General features: G+C 55.5%; 17 protein-coding genes. 6 read left to right on the forward strand and 11 right to left on the reverse strand.

All coding sequences use genetic code 11. The features are described from left to right. Positions 1–209: 209 nt before the first annotated feature. The 9 genes from WEB54_RS01615 to gmk all read right to left on the reverse strand — a co-directional run bounded on the left by WEB54_RS01615 (position 210) and on the right by gmk (position 8,913). The gene (locus WEB54_RS01615) at positions 210–1,451 is read right to left on the reverse strand and encodes a hypothetical protein (protein ID WP_368052902.1); all 1,242 of its coding nucleotides are present in this window, start codon (positions 1,449–1,451) and stop codon (positions 210–212) included. Positions 1,452–1,603: 152 nt separating this feature from the next. After that, the gene (locus WEB54_RS01620) at positions 1,604–2,479 is read right to left on the reverse strand and encodes a pirin family protein (RefSeq protein WP_368052903.1); all 876 of its coding nucleotides are present in this window, start codon (positions 2,477–2,479) and stop codon (positions 1,604–1,606) included. Beyond that, positions 2,463–3,131 carry a flagellar brake protein gene (locus WEB54_RS01625; protein WP_368052904.1) on the reverse strand — a complete coding sequence of 223 codons (669 nt, stop codon included), beginning with the start codon at positions 3,129–3,131 and terminating at the stop codon, positions 2,463–2,465. The genes WEB54_RS01620 and WEB54_RS01625 overlap by 17 nt, the downstream gene beginning before the upstream one ends. Before the next feature lie 133 nt (positions 3,132–3,264). After that, complete coding sequence (locus WEB54_RS01630) at positions 3,265–3,774, reverse strand: disulfide bond formation protein B (RefSeq protein ID WP_368052905.1); 510 nt, start codon at positions 3,772–3,774, stop codon at positions 3,265–3,267. A gap of 94 nt (positions 3,775–3,868) precedes the next feature. Further along, the gene (locus WEB54_RS01635; RefSeq protein ID WP_368052906.1) at positions 3,869–4,690 is read right to left on the reverse strand and encodes an endonuclease/exonuclease/phosphatase family protein; all 822 of its coding nucleotides are present in this window, start codon (positions 4,688–4,690) and stop codon (positions 3,869–3,871) included. A gap of 82 nt (positions 4,691–4,772) precedes the next feature. Next, on the reverse strand, positions 4,773–5,636 hold the full coding sequence (gene speE / locus WEB54_RS01640; protein WP_368052907.1) for a polyamine aminopropyltransferase: 864 nt from the start codon (positions 5,634–5,636) through the stop codon (positions 4,773–4,775). Between the two features lie 51 nt (positions 5,637–5,687). Continuing rightward, entirely contained in the window at positions 5,688–7,802 is a 2,115-nt protein-coding gene (gene spoT, locus WEB54_RS01645; RefSeq protein ID WP_368052908.1) for a bifunctional GTP diphosphokinase/guanosine-3',5'-bis pyrophosphate 3'-pyrophosphohydrolase, read from the reverse strand. Positions 7,803–7,958: 156 nt separating this feature from the next. After that, positions 7,959–8,168 (reverse strand): DNA-directed RNA polymerase subunit omega, encoded by a 210-nt coding sequence (rpoZ, locus tag WEB54_RS01650; RefSeq protein ID WP_368052909.1) that lies wholly within the window; start codon positions 8,166–8,168, stop codon positions 7,959–7,961. A 64-nt stretch (positions 8,169–8,232) separates the two neighbouring features. Further along, positions 8,233–8,913 (reverse strand): guanylate kinase, encoded by a 681-nt coding sequence (gene gmk / locus WEB54_RS01655; protein WP_368052910.1) that lies wholly within the window; start codon positions 8,911–8,913, stop codon positions 8,233–8,235. A 225-nt stretch (positions 8,914–9,138) separates the two neighbouring features. On the opposite strand from gmk, the gene hsdR reads away from it, so the two are divergent. The 6 genes from hsdR (at position 9,139) to WEB54_RS01685 (ending at position 18,702) form a co-directional block, all read left to right on the forward strand. Continuing rightward, on the forward strand, positions 9,139–12,669 hold the full coding sequence (hsdR, locus tag WEB54_RS01660) for a type I restriction-modification system endonuclease (protein ID WP_368052911.1): 3,531 nt from the start codon (positions 9,139–9,141) through the stop codon (positions 12,667–12,669). Positions 12,670–12,892: 223 nt separating this feature from the next. Then, positions 12,893–13,897, forward strand: coding sequence for an Abi family protein (locus tag WEB54_RS01665; protein WP_368052912.1), 1,005 nt, complete (start codon positions 12,893–12,895; stop codon positions 13,895–13,897). A gap of 7 nt (positions 13,898–13,904) precedes the next feature. Beyond that, the gene (locus WEB54_RS01670) at positions 13,905–15,566 is read left to right on the forward strand and encodes an N-6 DNA methylase (protein ID WP_368052913.1); all 1,662 of its coding nucleotides are present in this window, start codon (positions 13,905–13,907) and stop codon (positions 15,564–15,566) included. Further along, positions 15,566–17,044 (forward strand): restriction endonuclease subunit S, encoded by a 1,479-nt coding sequence (locus WEB54_RS01675; RefSeq protein WP_368052914.1) that lies wholly within the window; start codon positions 15,566–15,568, stop codon positions 17,042–17,044. The genes WEB54_RS01670 and WEB54_RS01675 overlap by 1 nt, the downstream gene beginning before the upstream one ends. 609 nt (positions 17,045–17,653) lie before the next feature. Further along, positions 17,654–18,301, forward strand: coding sequence for a DUF433 domain-containing protein (locus WEB54_RS01680; protein WP_368052915.1), 648 nt, complete (start codon positions 17,654–17,656; stop codon positions 18,299–18,301). Then, entirely contained in the window at positions 18,298–18,702 is a 405-nt protein-coding gene (locus tag WEB54_RS01685; RefSeq protein ID WP_368052916.1) for a DUF5615 family PIN-like protein, read from the forward strand. The genes WEB54_RS01680 and WEB54_RS01685 overlap by 4 nt, the downstream gene beginning before the upstream one ends. Before the next feature lie 131 nt (positions 18,703–18,833). Here WEB54_RS01685 and WEB54_RS01690 read toward each other — a convergent pair whose 3' ends face one another. After that, positions 18,834–19,922, reverse strand: coding sequence for a HigA family addiction module antitoxin (locus WEB54_RS01690; RefSeq protein WP_368052917.1), 1,089 nt, complete (start codon positions 19,920–19,922; stop codon positions 18,834–18,836). After that, positions 19,915–20,259 carry a type II toxin-antitoxin system RelE/ParE family toxin gene (locus WEB54_RS01695; protein WP_368052918.1) on the reverse strand — a complete coding sequence of 115 codons (345 nt, stop codon included), beginning with the start codon at positions 20,257–20,259 and terminating at the stop codon, positions 19,915–19,917. Before WEB54_RS01695 ends, WEB54_RS01690 begins: the two co-directional genes overlap by 8 nt. Positions 20,260–20,348: the final 89 nt, after the last annotated feature.

Below are 20,348 nucleotides of genomic sequence, written 5' to 3' on the forward strand. Positions count from 1 at the left end.
GTAAGGTGGGCTATCAATTGGGCGGCACTGAACTACTTTCAAGAATGAAGCATCGGAGTGAACCGGGCTTCACCTGTGATGGGGGATTACCCCTGTATGAGGGCGGTTGGGCTGGCTACTGCCTGGCTCCAAGCCGGTGGTACCCACCGCCCCGCTTTTCAGCTAACGCTCTGTGTTACCTCAGCCTCTTTCTGCATCACCGAATACAGCTACAGCGGACGTACCGTCAATTGATTGCTGCCCAACCTGACCTGCAGTCGCACGCTGCTGTTGGCGGGTACTGGCAGACTGATGCCCGCCTGGTCATTGCGATCCTGATCCCAGTGGGAAAGATCCAGGACGGCTTCAACCTCAAAGCTGTTGCGGTTGGTGACAATGAGCTCCCATTGCTGTCCGCCCAGCGACTCCGTTCCCAGCGTCACCATATCGGACGAGCCCAGCGACAGGGTGGTCTGGGTTTCCTGCTCGGGCTGATAGTGAGTTTCCAGCAGCGCTACCTGCTGATCCCAGACGGCGACCTGCAGCGGCCCGGCAATGCCCGGCAGGGCCTCGTCGGCACTGAGTGTCATATGCCACTGTCCGGGCAGGCTGTCTTGCTGGCGCGTTGACCAGTTGAAGCGATACTGGTGATCAATACGGTTCAGGGCCACCTGGTCGACTGGTATCCAGGCATGGCTGTTGGCTGGCATCCTGATCGTTTGATCTGAACTCAGTGTCGCCTGGCCACTGCTGTCTCCTGCCTGCGGGCGTCCGATATCAGCACGTTCGGCGGTCGAGGCGGCCATGGCGTCGCGGGCCATCATCATGACCGGTTGCTCGCGACTCTGGGCATAGCTGTAACCGGGTGCAACCAGGTCGTAAACAGCGTCATTGTGGACCACCAGTTGTTGCATCAATACCGGCGTCTCGGCCCGGTAATCAAGGCTGTAACGGATTTCCGCAGAGACCAGGTCATCAAACCAGGCATAAGCCAGGTCATTGGTGCGATCATCGGGCTGATGTACGTGCAACGACAGGCTTTCTTCCTGGTTCTGGCCAACAACCCAGCTGAGCCTGTCCCAGGCCGATTTTGGTAATGATCGACGAACACCAGCCTGTGACAGAATCAGTACATCATCGCTGAGGCTGACCACCGTCCAGGAGCCAGGCCAGCCAGTGACCTGCACCAGCGACCCTTCACTAACCCAGGACACGGTATCGGCCGATCGCCAGGACACCCGCAAATCGGGGTCCGCCGCCGACCACCAGAAGGTTCCTGATGACAGCTGATCTATCGGCAACGGCAGTGGTGTTTCGTCCTGGCGCAGGGTTACAGAGCGGGCTACCCAACTCCCATTGCCGGTCAGGTAAAGCCAGTCGGCAGTGACGGGCTCGAGGGCAACGGCCCAGGGGGTGGCACTGAGCAAGGCTACACTGAGCAGCCCTGTTCGACATACGCTTAACGGCTTCATGATGAATCTCCCTGCAGTCCGGCATGGGCGGTGATGGGTATCACTGAATTGAAACCCAGCGCCCCTTTGTTCTCAGTGTAAAGCGCACAACCGGGATTGTCTTCTCCCTTACAGTGATCACACGCCGGGTTCGACAGCCTGCCTGAACACCCTTACTTCCTGGTCGGATAGGGCACGTACCCATCGTCGCCGGGAACCGGGTCGAACTGATAATTTTGCCAGCGCTGTCGGGCATCGTCGATCAAGGCGGGGGCTGATGCTACAAAATTCCAGTCCATCCGACGCGGACCCAGGGGTTCGCCGCCGAACACAACAAAGTGAGCGCCAGCCTTCCAGTCAATCGCCAGAGTGTCACCGGTTACCAGCAAATGATGCCGCTCTAGGGGTTGTTGCTGAACGCGGAGATCACCCTTCAGCAGATACAGACCCCACTGCCAGGTTGTCGTTGGTTTTTTTATCATGATCTGGCCAGCCTGTTGGCTGCGACTGTCGAGCAATACAAGGGGTGAATCCACCTTGGCTGGCGCCCGGTGTATTTGCCATTCACCCGCCACTAATGTCCAGTCGGCACCGGCTTCGTGCCAGTGGGGTAAGTCTTTGTCCGCTACGTGTTCAAAGCGGGGCGCCCCGGTTTCGGTGGTTTCGGGCTGGGCAACCCAAAACTGCAAACCCTCGATCGGGCTGTCGGTCTGGCGCTCGGCATCCGGGCTGCGCTCCGAATGAGCGATACCACGGCCAGCCGTCATCCAGTTCAAATCCCCCGGCGCTATTATCTGGTCGCTGCCGAGTGAATCCTTGTGCACCAGCTTTCCTGAAAACAGCCAGGTAACCGTAGCCAGACCGATGTGCGGGTGGGGTGGGACGTCAACGCCCTGGCCTTCGGGCAATGTATGGGGGCCCATATGGTCGAGAAACACAAAGGGGCCGCACTGGCGTGCTGCCGCCTGAGGCAGAACCCGGCGAATTGGCAAGCCCATAAGATCCTGTGCACGTGGGCGCAGGATGACCGGATCAGTGGGGGTTGTCATGTAGCCTCATCAATACGTAAGCCTGCAACGCTATGGCGTCATTTTCCTCGAGCTTTTGCCACTGCAGGCCGATGGTGCTGGTGCCTTTTTCGCTATCGAGGACGAATGAACGAACAACGCCCTGCAACCGCACTACCTTTTCGACTGTGCCCAGATCGAGTTTGGTGATCAGGGTAATGATTTCACCGGCATCAATGGCCTGAACTCGCGCGCGCAATCGACCGCCACCGGTACTGAGGTCGATGATTTCCGCGCTATTGCGCTCGCCCTGGTACACCAGAGTCGCATGTACACTGACCTTGGCACGCACCGCCTTGCGCACCTCGCCGAGGAACAGTTGGTTGGGCATCGCCAGATGCAAATGCGGAAAGGGTGCCACCGACACGTGAATAACGTGTGTGCGAAAGGCGCAGGCGCCGTTGATTTTATTGGCGAACAACCGGACGTTCAGGTTGGTATCGAGTTTGACGGAAATCGGGTGACCATGCGCCAGCGGCGTGGTCACGATCACGGATTTACCGGGCCGGTAACCGACCAGTAGGCTGCCGTCACGCTCGGAGGTGTAGTCGTCGATCTCCAGTTGCAACGGTTGTCCGGGCAACAGTTGCAGGGATTCGAAAGTCGCGGTCTTGTTTTCGAGTTTGTCTGTCATGAGGGCTCAAAGTCCATATGCCTTACCACAGAATAGACACTATTTGCGCCAACCTCTACATCAGTTACATCAGTCCGATGCAAGAGTCGCATTCGCGCCCCTTTTTTGGTTCCTGCGCTCCTGACCCGGGTTGCTATCGACGCCGACGCATTAAAACAACCAGGGCCACTAATGCTATTGCCAGCAGGACGCCACTTCCGTAAGTCAGGCCTTCGACCATGGTCAGTCCGAGAATAAAGTTCGGCGAGTAGCCACACATTGTCCAGACTTCGAACACGTTGGGGAACCAGACATCGAGTGGCATCCAGCTCGGAAAACCCGGGTCGAAGCCACACACGCCCTCGTAGGTGCCACGCTCCACCTGCATGGCGCGATAACTGCGCTCCATTAAGCCTGCAATGCTGATCACAACACCCAGTTGTGCTACCAGGCGTGCCCAATGCAGGCGGTGTAGAATGAGGCCGACGCTGCCAGCAATGATGCCTCCCAGCGTCCATACCCGGGCATGAATGCACAATACGCAGGGTGGCTCGCCGAGCACATGCTGATAAAACAGGGCAACGCCTTCCAGGCCCAGGCCCACCAGCACAATGGCCAGCCAGTACCAGGGGGAGAGCACCAGGCGGTGCAGTTGATTCAACATCTCAGATCCTTAATCATCCAAAGCGGGTGTTCTAATGCGTTCCAAAGCGGCTTCATTCTAACGGTATTTCAGACGAAACCGGGAGTTTGTCGGGTTACGGTTTACCGGTCCATGACAGTTCCACCAGAACAGGGTAATGATCGCTGGGGTAAATACCTTGATAGGCGTCATCAAAACGCTGCAGCCGGCCAACCGGGGTTAACGCCGGGGTGACCAGAATGTGGTCGATCGCCGGAATCAGGTTCCAGCCCCGGTTAAAGTGAAAGGTGCTTCCCGCCGGGCGCACCAGGTCGAGCCCCTGCTTTTTCAGAAACCCCATGGGCGACCAGAACGAGGGCGCGTTGAAATCACCAAGCACAACGGTGGGCACGCCAGCTTCCAGCCAGGGCGCAATCCGATCTGCCACCAGTGCAGCCGACAGCCTTCGGTTGCGACCACTGCCAAAATCGAAATGGTTGTTGACCACGACCAGGCGTTCACCACTGTCGCGATGTTCCAGATCAACCCAGGTGGTGAACGCCGGGTAGGAATCGTTGAAGGTTCGGCTGTAGATTTCATTCGGTGTTTCGGAGTAAAAAAACCAGCCCTGATCACGCAATATAAAACGCTCGGTTCGGAAGATGATGGGCTGGGTGATCGGGAATTCGGAGGGGTCGCCGTAGGCGCCGACGCTGTATTCCGGGTAATGCTCCAACACCCAGTCGAGCTGAATATTGTCAGTATTGAAGTGCCCGCCGACAAAGGTCTCCATTTCCTGAAAAGCGATAATGTCAGCCTGCATCTCACCGAGGACCTGAGCTACGGCGTCGCGCCGCTCATCCCAGACGATGTCATCCTGATTCGGCGTGGTGTAGTGAATGTTGAAAGACGCCACCCGCACCGTTTCGGCCTGCGCAGCCAGGGCCCATACCAGCAAGACCCCCGTCCAACTGGCAGGCTTCAATAAAAAAGCTAGCCACCGGGCGCCTGTTACCTGACCGATACCAATCATGAATGCGCTACCGGTACAATGTTTTCATGAATTCTGGCACCGCCAGCGCTCCACGGTGAATATCAGCATTGTAATAGCGGGTGGCGAACGCTTTGTCGCGGGCGTCCTGTTCGCGGAAGTTCGTCACGGTTAGCCCTTTACTCGCCAGCGTACAGCTCCACCAGCCAGAAGGGTAAATCGGTTGGGGGAATGGCAGCGTGTGGTGCGATTCAAACCCGGCGGCACGCATTTCACCGATCATCTCCGCGATCAGGTTGTCGGTATGAAACAGCGGGCTTTCGCTTTGCTGCACCAGCAAACCATCGTCACCCAAGGCGCGCAGACAATGGCCGAAAAATTCACGATTAAACAAGCCAGCAGCCGGACCGACCGGGTCGGTCGAGTCGACGATGATCAGATCCAGATCACCCGGCTTGCAGTTTTTGATCCAGGCGATGCCGTCCTCAAACAGCAGGCTGGCTCTTGGGTCACCATTGGCGTCGCACAACTCCGGAAAATGAATTTCCGAAAGCCGGGTCACCCGTTCATCAATTTCTACCTGCCAGACTTGCTCAAGCCCCGGGTGGCGCAAGACTTCGCGCAACGTACCGCAATCTCCACCGCCGATGACCAGGACTTTTTTCGGATCCGGATGGGTAAACAGCGCCGGGTGCGTCATCATCTCGTGATACAGGAAGTTGTCTTTATCGGTCACCATATAACAACCGTCGAGCACCATCAGCTTGCCCCAGTGCCGGGTCTGATAGATTTCAATGTGCTGAAAAGCGCTTTGCTCTTCATGCAATTTGGCAGTCACTTCCAGCGAGAAGGCCGAGCCTTCCGGTGACCAGACTTCGGTGAACCAGCTTTCGTTTTCGGGCATTACTGACATGAGTGTTCCTGATAATTATGAGCAACCCTAGGGTTGGTGAGGATTGACCAATTAGCTTTGTACGCGCTCGATACGACCCACCGGTTTGAGACTGTGCAGGCGGCGAATTACCCTCGCCAGATGCTGCCGGCTAGCCACCGATATGGTGAGATTCAACCGGCTAATGGTAGCATCGCGTTCCTGCATTTCGATGCTCTCGATATTGGCGTCGGCCTGTGAGACTGCGTTGGCAACGCTGGCCAGCACGCCCCGGGCGTTGCGCATCTCGACCCGCAGGTCGACCACGAACTCGCCCTCCATCGACTTTTCCCAGCGCAGGTGCACACAGCGATCCGGGTCTTTGCGCATCTCGAGAATGTTACGGCAGTTGTCGAGGTGAATCACCATGCCCTTGCCTTTGCTGATGACACCGACGATGGGGTCGCCGGGAATCGGCCGGCAACACTTGCCGTAACTGATCAGCAAGCCTTCGGTACCCTTGACGGTCATCGCCTTGTCGTGACTTTCGCTGCCCTCCAGCGGCGCTTCACGGCTCAGCATGCGCCGTGCCACCACGTAGGCCACCCGGTTACCCAGGCCGATGTCTTCGAGCAGGCTATCTATTTTTTCGAGGCCGTATTCATGCAGCAAGGTGGCCTGGGTCTCTGCGGACAGCGCATCAAGTTCGGTATCGAAATTCTTCAGAGAATTGTTCAGCAGTTTACGACCCAGAGCGATGGAGTCGGCTTGCTTCAGATTCTTCAGGAAATGGCGGATATTCGAGCGCGCCTTGGCCGTGATCACGAAATTGACCCAGGCCGGGTTGGGCCGGGCACCGGGGGCGGTGATCACCTTGATGGTATCGCCGCTTTCCAGCGGCTGGCTCAACGGCGCAATTTGACGGTTGATCAGGCAGCCGACACAGCTGTTACCAATGTCGGTATGCACGGCGTAGGCGAAGTCCACCGCCGTAGCACCCTTGGGCATTTCCAGGATTTTACCCTTGGGGGTAAAGACGTAAATTTCGTCTGGGAACAGATCGATTTTCACGTTCTCGATAAACTCGACCGGGTTGCCGGCCCGCTCCTGCATTTCCAGCAACCCCTTAACCCAGCGACGGGCGCGGGCATGGGTCGGGCTCGACTCGGAGGAGTCGTCGTTCTTGTACAGCCAGTGTGCGGCGATGCCGTGATTGGCCATATCTTCCATTTCCTGGGTGCGGATCTGGATCTCGATCGGCACCCCGTTCATGCCGATCAGGGTGGTGTGCAGACTCTGATAGCCATTGGCCTTGGGAATGGCAATGTAGTCCTTGAAACGATTCGGCACCGGCTTGTAGAAGTTATGCACAATGCCCAGTACCCGGTAACAGGCGTCAACCGAGTCGGTAATAATGCGGAATCCATAGACATCGAGGATTTCCTGCAACGTCTTTCTCTGGTCACGCATTTTGCTGTAGATCGAAAACAAGTGCTTTTCCCGACCGACGACCTGCACCGACAGCGCTTCGTGCTGAATCCGCTCCTGCAATGCCTGGCGGATCTGCACCAGTAATTCCTTGCGGTGACCGCGACTTTGGCGAATCGCCTTGGCGATACGCTTCGAGCGCAGCGGATACAGCGATTCAAACGCCAGGTTTTCCAGCTCGATGCGCAAATCATTGATGCCCAGGCGCAGCGCAATGGGTGCGTAAATATCGAGCGTTTCGCGCGCCTTGCGCCGTTTTTTCTCCGGTGGCATGGCCCCCAGAGTGCGCATGTTATGTAACCGGTCGGCCAGCTTGACCAGAATCACGCGAATGTCCTTGGACATCGCCAGCACCATTTTCTGGAAGTTCTCCGCCTGCTCTTCTTTCTTGGTCTCGAATTCCAGGTGGGTCAGCTTGGAAACCCCATCAACCAGTTCAGCCACGCCCGGGCCGAATTGCTCGCTCAGCGCTTCCTTGGTGACGGCGGTATCTTCGATAACGTCGTGAAGCATGGCGGCCATCAGGCTTTGATGATCCATGTGCATTTCAGAGAGGATGTTCGCCACCGCCAGCGGGTGGGTAATGTAGCGTTCACCACTGCGCCGCATCTGCCCTTCGTGGGCTTGCTCGGCGTAATAATAAGCGCGTTTCACCCGGCGCACCTTTTCCGGTGCCAGGTAAGATTCGAGCCGCTTGGTCAGCGCGTCGACGGTGGGCAAGGCTGGATCGTCCGATAACAGTGGTAGAGGCGCAGTTTTAGAGGCCCCGGCTACATTGAGTGTAATGAAAGCCCGGAACACAGCAATAAAAAAACCGGGTCAGAGCCCGGTTTTTTTATTATCGACAGAGTAGATCAACTGTATTACGACTTCAGATCACTCTTCGAGCTCTTCAAGAATCGACGGTGTAATCTTTTTCCCGGCGATTTCACGCAGCGCAATAACCGTCGGTTTGTCGTTCTCGATCGGTACCAGAGGCTCAGCGCCGTCGTTGGCAATCTGGCGGGCACGCTTGCTGGCGACCATGATCAGTTCAAAACGATTTGCCACATTTTCCAGGCAATCTTCAACAGTGACTCGAGCCATCAAGGTCTCCTACGGGTGTTATAGCCATTACGGACGCGGGATTGTACGCGGATTGAGCAAAAGCTCAAGGGTTCAGCAGCTCTATAAACAACTCACCATGGGTTTGCTGCTGTTTCGACAGCGTCATCCGGTTAGCGATGAAGATGGCGCAGAGCTCGTCGAGGGACTTGTAGAAGTCGTCATTAACCACGACAAAGTCGTACTCGTGGAAATGCGACATCTCGCTGGTGGCGTCTTTCATGCGCCGGGCGATCACGTCTGCGCTGTCCTGGGCGCGCTTTTCCAGCCGTTCCTGCAATGCTTCGCGCGACGGCGGCAATATGAAAATCCCTTTGGTATCCGGCATTTGCCGGCGTATCTGCTGGGCACCCTGCCAGTCGATTTCCAGAATCACATCGTGACCCTGATCCAGCTGGCTCTGCACCCAGACCTGGCTGGTGCCGTAATAGTTGTCGAACACCTGGGCGTGTTCCAGAAACTCACCCCGCTCCACACTCGCCAGAAAGGTCTCTGCCGTCACAAAATGGTAGTGCTGGCCATCTTCCTCACCAGGGCGCATCGGCCGGGTGGTGTGTGAGATCGACAGATACACAAAGGGCAACCGCTTGATCAGCGCATTTACCAGGCTGCTCTTACCCGCTCCCGAGGGCGCCGAAATCATATAGAGCGTGCCGGGGGCGACGGTGCGCTTGCCGGAAGTCGGTGCGTTGGTTGCTGGAGTCTGGGAAGAGGAGGGTGCGCTCATCAATTACATGCCTTGTCGGGTGGGGGCTTACGTCAGGCCGGGCATTATAGGCTGTTTTTAAGGGTGGGGCGAACCCTGGGAGTCTGCCGGACTTAGGGGGATTGAAGCGAGGGAGTCTGGCTTCCGGGACAGACCGTGGTAGGCTGTTAAACAGTCGGATGGAGCCGGGTATTCATCAATTGGATGATGCCATCACCCGGGACAGGTCGTTTCACGGAGGTCAGTTTGAACGCAGTAACGTCGCCCGAATCACCCAATTTTGGTTTCCTGGCAGAGCATGACCCCCTGTTCGCTGAACTGGGGCAGGCCGCCGAACGTGCGTTCTCAAGTGACCCCAACACCTCCCTGATCAAGTTACGACAGCTCGGCGAAGCAATGGCCCAGCATCTGGCGGCGCAAGCTGGCCTCGAATTTGACGACCAGACCTCCCAATCCGACCTGCTCTACCGCCTGAACCGTGAGCTGCGGCTGGAACCGCAGGTCAAAGAGCTGTTCCACACCCTGCGCATTGAAGGCAACAAAGCGACCCATCAGTTTCGCACCCGCCACAAAGAAGCGATGGACGGGCTAAAGCTCGCGCGCGAGCTGGCCATCTGGTTTCATCGCTCTTTTGGCAAAGCAGGCACTCACTTCAAGCCCGGGCCTTTTGTCTCACCGGCCGACCCCAGCGCCGAGTTGCGGCAACTGCATAACGACATCGAAAAGCTGCGCCACGAACTGCAACAGGCCAACACAGAACTGGACAGCAGCCAGCAGCTAAGCGAACTGGTCGCACGGGAAAAAGACGAATTCGAAGCCCTGGCCCACGCCATGGATCAGGAATCCCGCGCGCTGGCGGAACAGGCCCGCAACCATGAGCAAGCCCTGACACAGCAGCAAAGCCAGTATGAGCAAACGATTAAGGCGCTCCAAACGCAACTGAATAGCCAGAGTGAAGCGACGGTCAAAAAACACCGTCAACAGGTCGCGCAACAGACCCAAGCGGCCAGCGATACGCTGGTGCTGAATGAAGAACTCACCCGGTTACTGATCGACCAGCAACTCGTCGAAGCAGGCTGGGAGGCCGACAGCCAGGAACTCACTTACCGGAGGGGCGGACGCCCTGAAAAAGGCACCTACCGGGCCATCGCCGAATGGCCCACCGGGAGTCAGGGCAACAAAGGCCGGGCAGACTACCTGCTCTTTGCCGGGCTGGTGCCCATCGCCGTGGTTGAAGCCAAGAAGGAAAACGCCAACGTCGCCGGGAAAATCGACCAGGCGGAACGGTACAGCAAGGGCCTGAAAGTGGCACCGCCGCTGCTCGGTGCCTGGGAACTGACCGGTCGAACCATCGCCTGGCCTGCCGAAGAAGAGGGCCACTTCTTAGTCCCGTTCGTGTATTCCTGCAACGGTCGACCTTATGTGCCGCAGCTTGCCGAACAATCCGGCACCTGGTTTCGGGATGTTCGGGAGCCCAGCAACACCCGAAGAGCACTGCCTCAATTCCATACGCCGGGTGGGTTGCTCGATTTGCTGGAACGCGACAAGGAAAACGCCGAAAAACTCCTCAAACAGGAGCCCTTTGGCTACCTGAAACTGCGCGATTATCAACAAAATGCCATTATCGCCACCGAAAATGCTCTGTCTCACGGCATTCGATCCGCCTTGCTGGCCATGGCGACCGGCACGGGGAAAACCCGCACCATCATCGGTTTAATGTACCGCTTCCTGAAAGCCGAGCGCTTTCGGCGCATTCTGTTTCTGGTCGACCGCACGGCCCTGGGCCAGCAAGCCATCGATGCGTTTAACGAAGCACCGCTTGAGCAAAGCCACACCCTGAGCACCATTTACAACGTCGCCGAACTGGGCGACATGGCCGCAGAAGCCGAAACCCGGGTGCAGGTCGCCACCGTTCAGGCCATGGTGAAGCGCATTTTCATGAGCGATGCACCACCGCCGATCGACCAGTTCGACTGCATCATCATCGACGAAGCCCACCGGGGGTATACCCTTGACCAGGACATGACCGAGGGCGAACTGGCCACGCGCGACACCAGCCAGTACATCTCCAGCTACCGGCGCGTGCTGGACTATTTCGATGCGGTCAAAATTGGCCTCACCGCCACCCCGGCCAAACACACCAGCGATATCTTCGGTAAACCGGTGTACACCTACTCCTACCGGGAGGCCGTGGCCGACGACTGGCTGATCGATCACGAACCGCCGATCCGCTATGAAACCCTGCTCACTCAAAACGGCATTCAGTTCGAGAAAGGCAAGCCCGTCGAGGTGATCAACACCAAAACCGGCGAAATTGATACCACCGAGCTCGAAGACGAACTGACCTTCGAGGTCGATACCTTCAATCGCAAAGTCATCAACGAGAACTTCAACCGGGTAATTTGCGAACAACTGGTGCAGGAACTGGACCCCTTCGGCGACGAGAAGACCCTGATCTTCTGCGCCACCGACCTGCACGCCGACATGGTCAAACGCCTGCTCGACAACGCTTTCAAAGCCCTCTACAACGGCAGCTACAACGAAGCGGCCGTCGCCAAGATCACCGGCCAGAGCGACAAGGTGAACCAGCTGATTCGCCGCTACAAGAACGAGCGCTACCCCAGCATCGCCATCACCGTTGATCTGCTCACCACCGGCATCGACGTACCACCCATCTGCCACCTGGTGTTCATGCGCCGCATCCGCTCGCGCATTCTGTATGAGCAAATGATCGGCCGTGCCACCCGCCGTTGCGATGAGATAGGCAAAACCGTCTTCCGCATTTACGACCCGGTCGACATCTACGCCGCCCTGCAAGACGTGAACACCATGAAACCCCTGGTAAAAGACCCGAACATCACCCTGGAACAACTGGTGAACGAGCTCACCGACGACGAGCAACTGGAAAAGGCCCTTAACAGCCCCGGAGAAACACCAGACGAAAGCCAGGCCGAAGTCGTGCTCAGCCAGCTCAGCCAGAAACTCATGCGAGTGCTGCGCAAGGCCGAGAACAAAGCCGAGTCGAAACCCGCGCTCCGGCAAAAGCTCGACGACCTTCACGAGCTCTGGGGGGTCGAACCCAAATCCCTGCACCAGCACCTTCACCAACTCGGCCCGCGCCAGGCTTCGGAATTCATGCGCGAACACAGTGGCCTACTGAACCAGTTGGAAGATGTAAAAGCCCTGGCCGGCAGCGACTACATGCCACTGATCTCGCAGCACAAGGATGAAATTCGGGATCGAACCCAGAGTTACGGTGTTCATCAGCGCCCGGAAGACTACCTCGACAGCTTTAACCAGTTCATTCGGGACCAGCTCAACCAGTCCGCCGCGCTGTCGGTCGTCGTCAACAAACCCCGCGACCTCACCCGGGAGCAGCTCAAGGAAGTCAGGCTTCTGCTCGACAACCACGGCTACTCGGAAGCCAACCTGCAAAGCGCCGTGCGCAACCAGACCAACAAAGACATCGCCGCCAGCATCGTCGGCCACATTCGCCGCGCCGCCCTGGGTGAAGCCCTGAAACCCTTCGAGCAACGGGTCGCCGAGGCCATGGACCGCATTTACACCCAACACAGCTGGACCCCCAATCAACTCAAATGGCTGCAACGGCTGGCCCAGCAACTGGTGCACGAAGTCATCATCGACCGGGCTTTCGTTAACCACCGCTTCGCCGACGACGGCGGCGCGAAGCAAATGGACAAGGTGCTGGGCGAGCAGCTGGATACCGTGCTGGAGGAAGTGAATGAGGCACTGTGGCCAAATGCCGGGCAATCATGACATGTATAGAAAATGCGAAAATCTATACATGTTGATGTACACATACCTGAAAATCATCATTTTCTATACAGGTTTCCTTCGCGGCATTGGCTTGATTAACGCCCTTAGGGTCGCTATAGTTTCCGGTAACACACCCGCCAAGCCTATGGTTGCTTGCAACTACGCTCAAATCGCGCGGGTTTTTTATGCCTGCCATTCGCCAGTACGCCACTGAGATAGGGCGATGACAACCTTTAATAAACCCGCCATCTCCCCAGACGATCAAGTCGTCCTGCTGGAAGCGCGCGGTCTTACCATAAACGATCGCACCGGGGCGCAGGCATTTCTGCGATCGGTCAGTTTCTTTCGCCTTACGCCTTATATGCGACCCTTTCAGGTAAACAGCAACCACCAATTCGTGCCCGGAACAGGCTTTCGCCAACTAGCCGAGCTCTATGACTTTGACCGCCGTTTGCGACTATTGGTGATGGACGCGATTGAACGCGCGGAAGTGGCGACCCGAGCACAAATCAGCAACCACATGGGAGCCAGCTATGGCAGTCACTGGTATTTGCAGGCAGCACATTTTAAAAATCAACACCAGCAGACTCGTCTCTTGGATGAAATCCGCGAAAAACAACAACATCAGTTGCGCGACTATCACCGGGAATGCAAACGGATTGAACAACTGAGAGCCTCTCCCGACCGCAAACAGGCTCTCAAGCAACGGCGCCAGAAAGAAAGCTATGCTCGCCACTACATCCTTACCTATACAGAACCTGAGCTGATGCCTAACTGGGCAATGCTGGAAGAAATCACACTCGGCACACTCTCGCATCTATACAAAAACCTGAGCCGCGACAGTGACAAAAAAGTCATAGCCAGAGCACTGGCACTCGAAGCGCCCCTGTTAGAGTCATGGCTGCACACGTTAACGGTTGTACGCAACATCTGCGCGCACCACAGCCGCTTGTGGAACCGGGAACTGGGCATCAGACCCGCAACACCCAAAAGCCCACGAGTTTCATGGCCCTCGTACCTTAGAGACGACACCCGATCGCTGCACACTCGAATTGCCGTGATTCTGCCCATATTGCAGCACTTTATGTTGCACTGTGCACCACACGCCAGTTGGAAACAGCGACTATTCGAGCTTTGTGCGGAATTCCCTGACATTCCCCTGCGAGCTATGGGCCTGCCTATTACCTGGCAAAACGATGCCTTTTGGCTTCAACAACCCAATTACTGAGAGACTCATGACCAACAACGACATCGTCCAAAAGCTCTGGAACCTCTGCGACGTGCTGCGCGACGACGGCATCAACTACTCGGACTATGTGACCGAACTGGTCCTGCTACTGTTTATTAAAATGGTGCACGAGAACACCGAAGCCGGCACCCTGAAAAAACACCCCTTGCCCGAAGGCTGCCGCTGGGTCGACCTGAACGGCAAATCCGGCATCAACCTGCTGAACGACTACAAACGCATACTGCTCAGCCTCTCGACCGGCAGAGACGGCGACGGCACGGAAGTGCATAACGACCCTTTGATCAGCGCGATCTACGCCGACGCCCAGACCCGACTGCGCGAACCTCGCCATCTGGAACAGATGATCAAAACGCTCGATCAGATCGACTGGTTCAGCGCCCAGAAAGACGGCCTGGGGGACCTGTACGAAGGCCTGCTGGAAAAAAACGCCAACGAAACCAAATCCGGCGCGGGGCAGTACTTCACCCCCCGCGCCCTGATCAACACCATGGTGCAGTGCCTGAAACCCCAGCCCGGCGAACGCATACAGGACCCGGCCGCCGGCACCGGCGGCTTTCTGATAGCCGCGCACGAATACATCAAAAGCCAGACCGATGATCTGTACACACTCACCGACAAAGCCAAAACCTTCCAGACCACCCAAGCCTACACCGGCATTGAACTGGTGCCCGGCACCCGCCGCCTGGCGCTGATGAACTGCCTGCTGCACGGCATGGAAGGCGACGAAGAAGGGGTGATTCACCTTGGCAACGCCCTAGGCCAGCAAGGCGCGAACCTGAGCAAGGCCGACATCATTCTCGCCAACCCGCCCTTTGGCACCAGCAAGGGCGGCGACGCCAGCATCACCCGCGACGACCTGACCTACAAGACCAGCAACAAGCAACTGGCCTTCCTGCAGCACATCTACCGCAACCTGAAACCCGGTGGCCGCGCCGCCGTGGTCTTGCCAGACAACGTTCTGTTTGAAGCCGGTGTCGGCACCGAGGTACGGCGCGACCTAATGAACAAGTGCAACCTGCACACCATTCTGCGCCTGCCCACCGGCATCTTTTACGCCCAGGGCGTGAAAACCAACGTGCTGTTCTTCACCAAAGGCAGCGCTAAAGACAAGCATCAGGAAGAAAACTGCACCGAGAACGTCTGGGTCTACGATCTGCGCACCAACATGCCCAGTTTTGGCAAGCGCACTCCCTTCGGCCAGCCGCATCTAAAACCTTTCGAAGCCGTCTTCTCTCCCCTCGCCGCTTCTGGGGGAAAGGGGAAGACAGCCACAGCCGCCCATCCAACCGGCCGCACCGAAGGCGAATGGAGCTTCCATTCCGACAAAATCGAACTGCCGGAAGCCACCAAAGCCACCGACGAAAACCAGGGCGTCGACGAACGAATGATTCACAGCCGCTGGCGTTGTTTCTCGCGAGAGTGGGTTGCCGAGCACAAAGGCGACTCGCTGGACATTGCCTGGTTGAAAGACAGCGACAGTGTGGATGCGGCGAACTTGCCGGAGCCGAGTGTGTTGGCCGGTGAAGCGATGAGTGATTTGGTGCAGGCTTTGGGAGAACTGGATGGGTTGATGCGGGAGTTGGATGCTGGGGAAAAGGCTGACGGGGCTCGGGTATTGATGAGTGAATTGTTAGATGGTGTTAAATAATGGTAGATGCGCTAATCCCACAGCAGTGGGTCTCTGTTCCATTAAACGAAGTAATTCAGCGTATAGTGGGCGGTGGAACCCCGAGCAAAGCCAAACCTGAATACTACAGAGGCGAAATCCCTTGGATGAGTGTCAAGGACATGAACAAGCATGTCCTCCTGGATACAGTCGATCACATATCGCAAGAAGCGGTGGATAACAGTAGTACTAATGTTATACCAGCAGGCACGCCAATTATTGCAACACGTATGAGCCTCGGGAAAATTGTTGTCGCTAACTTCGACTCGGCAATCAATCAGGATTTGAAAGCGCTCTTCCTACCCTCCAATTTAAATCGGAACTATCTGATTTACTGGTATCGGTCGATTGCGCGAACAATAGAGCAAATGGGTACAGGCACCACAGTCAAGGGAATAAGACTGGAGGCTTTAAAGGAGCTGGATTTCTCACTACCACCCCTCGCTGAACAAAAAGGCATCGCCGACAAACTCGACATCCTTCTGGCCCAAGTGGAAAACACCAAAGCCCGCCTCGAACGCATTCCGCAAATCCTCAAACGCTTTCGCCAGTCCGTGCTGGCTGCGGCGGTTAGTGGGCGGTTGACGGAGGAGTGGCGAGAGCAAACATGCCCTCCTCAAGTGGACCTTCAAAAAATTACAGATTTGTTATTTAACGATGGAATAACGACCGGGAACTTTGGAAAAAAGTTAGATCGAGCCCCGAAATACAGTGATGGAGAGCTTGAACTAGCAATTAAACATATTGAGGGCTGGCCATTCGTTAGAGTAGGTGAAATTTGCGCTTGTATAGTTCCAAATAGAGACAAACCGAAATCATTCAGCGGTGGGTATCACTGGCTCTTAACACCTAACTTTAACGAACAAAGTATTTACATCAACTATCGCGATGTAGAGCTCGGATTGAGTGAAAAAGAAGTCAAAGACTACAAAGCTAAAGTTATTCCAGAAGGTAATGTTGTGATGACCTGCGTGGGCCGCCTTGGGCTATCTGCAGTTATTGAAGAGCCATCTGTAATCAATCAACAGCTCCATGCTTTTATAGTTAATAAAAATATTTTATCTGAATACTTATCTTTTTGCATTCGAGCAAACCGAAGGTTTTACGAATCCAGGTCAACCTCAACTACTGTCAATTACCTTAATAAGCTCGCCTGCAATTCATTGCCTATACCCTTACCCACTATTAGCGAGCAGACCGAAATCGTCCGCCAAGTAGACCAACTCTTCGCCTACGCCGACCGCATCGAACAACAAGTCAACAACGCCCTGGCCCGAGTCAACAACCTCACCCAGTCCATCCTCGCCAAAGCCTTCCGGGGCGAACTCACCGAGCAGTGGCGCAAGGACAACCCAGACCTGATCAGTGGCGAGAACAGTGCCGAGGCTTTACTGGAGCGCATCAAAGCTGAGCGAGCTGAGGCAAAGCCCGCCAAACGATCAAGGAAAGTCAGTGCATAACCACCGCAATCACTAACAGGGAGATTCAATAATGGACAAGCAACTGCATCACAGCCTGAACCAGCGGCTGCAACGGCTGGACTAGGAGTCTGTCGGACTTAGGGGGATTGAAGCGAGGGAGTGGGATGGCGAGATCAAATGTTCGCAAATTTCGTGTGCATAGTGGGCCTATGTGCTCGACATTTGCGGGCATTTGGGCCGTCGTCCCGCTTCCGCAGCCAATTCATCCTAAGTTCGACAGACTCCTCGCAATCGGATATCGAGTTCTGGTTTGCCCGAGACCTGCAGCAGCCACTTGGCTACGCCCGTTGGGAGAATTTTCTCACAGTGATCAATAAGGCTATAGCTGCCTGCACCGGCACGGGAATAGTGGTTGAGGACCATCTTCGTGGCGTCACGAAAATGGTCCCACTCGGTAGCGGCTCAGACATGACGTACGGCTAACAAGTTCTCTCTTTCTGTTACCGCCTAGCAAACGTTAACACTGAGTCATAAGACACAGTGTGCTAGTATTTAGAGGCTCAGTTATGTAACACCATCATTTACAGGTGGCTCGTGGGAAAACACATAAATATCAAAGACTTAGAGTCAAGCCTTCTGGGAGTTGGGTTGTACACGCCCGCCGAGGCGGCGGCTTACACAGGCATTGATGCAGCGCAGATCCGCCGCTGGTTGTTTGGCTATACGTCTGGTGGAAAGCACCATGAGGGCCTGTGGCACACTCAATTGGAAGGTGAGCTTGAACAAGCCCTGAGTTTTCATGACTTGCTGGAAATTCGCTTTGTGAATGCATTCCGCCGCCACGGTGTCAGCCTACAGGCTATCCGCAGGGCTTCCACTTACGCCCGGGAAACGTTCAACCAGCCATACCCCTTTACCTGCAAGCGCTTTCAAACCGACGGGCGCAGTATTTTTGCCACCGTCCTTGAGGAAACCGGTGATGAGTCACTGTTGGACCTGGTAAAAAGACAATATACGTTTACACAGGTCATCAAACCCTCACTCTACCGGGGTATCGAATACGACAACGGCAAAGCCCTACGCTGGTATCCTCTCAGCCGCAACCAGAATGTGGTTCTGGATCCTATGCGTAATTTTGGAAAGCCGATTCTCACAGGCAGCGGAATGACTGTAGATGCTATCGTCACCGCCTGGCATGCTGAAGGGCAGCATGCGCGTCGAGTTGCCGCCATTTACGAAGTGCCCTTGGCTGAAGTGGAGGCAGCTATTCAGTTCGAGCAAAGGACCGTTGCTTGAAATTTTTACTGGACAATAACTTACCACCTTCCCTCGCGAGAGCCCTCAATGAACTATCTTCAAGCGAAGGCCATACCGTCGTTCATTTGACTGAAAAGTTTTCCCGTGACACACCCGATATCGAATGGATCGGTACCCTCAAGACCGAGGGTGATTGGGTTATAGTCTCTCAGGATCAATTTAAAAAAAGCGATCTGGAAAAACAGGCATTTCGTCGGTCAGGGTTAACCGTGTTCTGCCTGGCTAAACACTGGAGCAGCGTTTCGTATTGGGAAAAGGCACACCAGATCGTCCGTTGGTGGCCATCAATTATGGCTCAATCTGAACTTCTGGTCGGTGGGGCCGCACTACGCGTACCATGGCGCTATGTTGCCAAAGGGCGATTTGAACAAATAAAATGATCGATCAGCTGGCACTGATTTCGAGGTTAATGACGACTTTGATCCATCAGAGTCAGCTCATCCAGCTTTAATCCTTCCGCCTTTGCCTGTTCTTTGAATCGGGCCGCCACCGCTCATTCACGTCCGGCCTTCTACTCATGTACCCACTTGAATCGTCGCTTGAGATCATTACAAAACTTCATGTCTAACAGCCCACGGTGTTGCAGTTGGCCTACTACGATGCCCGGTGAAATTGACATATCCACGGCAAATTCGCAGATACGCTGCTTGCTGAACACGCCTTCCGCGATAAAGGCCATAAATGCCTTGGGCGGTATCAACTGAGCCTCGGCAAAACGGTTCGCTTCTTGCTCTTTCTCCGCATCCAGCCCATTGGTTCCTTCCAGAAACATTTCTCTCTTTCCATGCAGTAAGATGTGCCCCGCTTCATGAAAAAACGTAAACCACAGGTGATCATCGCTCTTATATCGCAGGCTGAGTTGAATCAGCGCCTTGTCTTTATTGAGCCACCGGGTTGCACCGCTGATACCCGTCTTGGGCAAGGCTGGAACAAAAACGACGGCTACACCGGCCTCGGCACACAGGCGCTGCAACTCGGGCACAAAGTGATCCGGGTCTGCAGTAGTCAACGACCGTACCTGCTCCAATACGGTTCGAAAGTGGCTTTTATCATAGGGTTCACACACAATCCCGGAAGCCTGCAGTTCACCCTGTCGCAGCCAGGCTGACACAGACTCCGGGAAAATTTCATGTTTGTTGTGTTGGCGATAAGCGATGCTCAAATTAGGCCACATTTGCTGCCATTGCTTCACTTCCGCAATGCCAAAGAAATTGAGTAATTCGACCAACTGCGCTTTTTGGTCTTTATATTTTTTGATCCAGCCTAACTTGACCATGTCACTGACAGGCACACGTTTCAGCCAGTCCAGGTCATCGGCCAACTGCTCTTCTTCGTCCAACCGTGCCAGGACCTCCCGGTAGTTGGCTTCAAGATTAAGCCAATAATCACAGGGCATGCCCAGCGCACGCTCGAACTTGATCGCCGTATCTGGCGTGATTGAGGCTTTGGCCTTCAAGATGGCAATGAGATGCTTGGGGGTCAGGCCGGTGCGATTGGCCAGCTCTTGCTGGGTCATGCCCCGGATCTCGAGCTCGTGTTCAAGGACTTCGCCCGGGGTTACCGCGTAGTCGGGGATGTATTCGTTCAGGTGATTACCCATGGGTATCCTCCACGCCTTTAATCTTAATAGCTGTCACCTGAGCCCAATCCAATCCTCCCTCAGATCGCATTGGAAAAGGGTCATGGTTGGGAATAAAGGTCAGCCGGTATGGATGATCAAGGTCGAGTGATAGTTGGCCTTTCCGGTTACCTGTCAGCTCATGACAGCGGTGAGGCGGACTGTACGGCGGTGCGAAGGCAGCCAGACTGGGCGCAGCCCTCAATTGGGTCATGAGGATCTTCAGCTTTTTCGTGCGACGATCACCAAATGCCTTCTCCATGGTCTTTGCTTCACTGAGCTGTTTCATGAGCTTTTTGGAAGAAAAAACAATATCCATATAAAAACCTTAACCTATCTGGTTAATAAAATATCATATGTTTTGGTAAAGTGAAAGCGGTTGACCAATAGCAAACCGTTTCTTGCACC

It is taken from the genome of Saccharospirillum sp. (assembly GCF_040881935.1).
Classification (GTDB): domain Bacteria; phylum Pseudomonadota; class Gammaproteobacteria; order Pseudomonadales; family Natronospirillaceae; genus Saccharospirillum.